Below are 911 nucleotides of genomic sequence, written 5' to 3'. Positions count from 1 at the left end.
GTCACATTTTCCGGCGCATCGGTGAGATAGAGGTATTCTGTGCTGTGCGTGGCAGGGTTAAGCGGCGGGATGTCGAGCACCCGCACAAGATATATCGGTTCTAAGGTTTCGGCTTGCGCCGCCGTCTTATAGTCGCTCATAGTATCTCCCTCAAGGTAAGTTCGATTTTTCCGTGTCTCATGCCGGCGCGATCTGATTTCAGCGTATCGTCCTTAAAGCGCACCGTTATGGCTGATATCGCGCCCGGCGGCGTCCAGAGAAATGATTCTACCGGGCCTTTTCGCGCGTTCCAAAATGTCTCTATCTCGGCGAGCGTCGCGGCGCTGCCGGTGAAGGTCAACGCCCACTCGCGCGGCGCGGCCCCGCGGTCGCTGCGCTGCTCTTTGCCGCTCTCAAAGGTGGTGATATTCACGCGGCGGCGATACTGCGGCTGCCACGTGAAATCGGGCTCCCATGTAAAAACTGGTGTTGCCATTTACACCGCCCCCTTTACGGCCATGCGCAGAGATCCGCCCCGCTGCAGGCCGTTAACTATTAAGCTTTCAATTGTGCCTTTGTTGTTTTGGAGCATTTTAACAAAGCTCGACGCGTCTATCGCCTGAATCGTGATCTGGTAGTTGTCGCCGCCGGCGGCCGCTCCTCCTGCTCGCGCGTTTTTCGGCTGGACGACCTCGCCGCGCTGCAGGATGGCCGGCACCTCATCGGAGCGCAGCCCCGCGATGCCGCCGCCGTGCATTCGCGGCGCGTTGGCAAATACGGAGGGGCTTACCAGCGTCGGCGTGCCGCCGGCGCCTACGGTGCCGCCGCTGTGGAATTTCAGCCCCAGCATTCCAAAAAACCCGCCGCCGGAGCCGAAAAAGCCACCGCCCTCGCCGCCGCCAAAAAGCGCCCGCATGACCAACGCTGTGGCG

2 protein-coding genes are annotated in these 911 nt (G+C 60.8%); both read right to left on the bottom strand.

Going from position 1 to position 911, the window contains the following annotated elements; translation table 11 throughout:
- Window positions 1–136: 136 nt before the first annotated feature.
- Window positions 137–475 (bottom strand): phage tail protein, encoded by a 339-nt coding sequence (locus RRY12_11965; GenBank protein MEG2185388.1) that lies wholly within the window; start codon window positions 473–475, stop codon window positions 137–139.
- Window positions 476–911, bottom strand: a 436-nt coding sequence (locus RRY12_11960; protein MEG2185387.1) for a hypothetical protein, incomplete at its 5' end; no start/stop codon positions are given.

It is taken from the genome of Cloacibacillus sp. (genome assembly GCA_036655895.1).
Lineage (GTDB): Bacteria > Synergistota > Synergistia > Synergistales > Synergistaceae > JAVVPF01.
This window is presented reverse-complemented; position numbering and strand designations above follow the sequence as displayed.